This is a genomic window from Arthrobacter sp. H35-D1, from assembly GCF_030063185.1.
Lineage (GTDB): Bacteria > Actinomycetota > Actinomycetes > Actinomycetales > Micrococcaceae > Specibacter.
Genome location: NZ_JASISP010000077.1, coordinates 1 through 828 on the forward strand (window position 1 = coordinate 1; position 828 = coordinate 828).

Below are 828 nucleotides of genomic sequence, written 5' to 3' on the forward strand. Positions count from 1 at the left end.
TCAGAATCCAGAGTGTAGTTTCGGTCTGAAGCCTCCGGATTCCAGCAATGATCTGGCGACGTAGTTGGTGAGATTCCTGAAGCCGAGGGCAGAGCCCCGAAGGTGTTCCAATCTTCCATTAATTGCTTCGGTGGGGCCATTGGAGGTGCCTGGGCGGTCGAAGTACGCGAGCACATCATCTGCCCTGCGTTTGAGTGTTCCACCCATCTTCTTCAGCTCCTTCAGAGCGGCCGGAACCCCGGAGCTGAGGGAATCAATGAGAGCCTGCATGAGCTTCTTCCCTTTGACCGGGTCTTCCGCCCGGTAGGCAGCGATCATGCATTGATACGCGCCCCACGTCGCTTCAACCTCGACATGCTTCTCCTCAGCGAACAGGTCAGTGATTCGCTTTTGTTGCTTCTCGGTCAGCAACCCGTCACCGGTATGCATCGTCAGCCGGGCCTTGTAGAGCGGATCCCCAGCCCGTCCCCGGTGCCCACACGTGGCCTGCTGCACCCGGCGACGGCAGTCATCGAGCGCGTCGCCAGCAAGACGGACAACATGGAACGGATCCATCACAGCAACAGCGGCAGGCAGCTCTTCGGCGGCAGCACTTTTGAACCCGGAGAACCCATCCATGGCCACGACTTCCACCCCGTCTCGCCAGGCTTGAGGGCGTTGTTTCAGCCAGGTAGCGAAGACCTGTTTGGAACGGCCCTCCACCATATCCAGCAACCTGGAGGGGCCTGTCTTATCCCTCACCGGAGTCAGATCAATGATCACGGTGACGTATTTATCCCCATGCCGGGTGTGGCGCCACACGTGCTCATCAACACCGATGATCTTTAC

1 protein-coding gene is annotated in these 828 nt (G+C 58.7%); it reads right to left on the reverse strand.

The window, feature by feature from the left end; genetic code table 11:
• Positions 1–828: ISL3 family transposase (locus QMG25_RS20355; RefSeq protein WP_283462950.1), on the reverse strand; the 828-nt coding region annotated here is incomplete at its 5' end.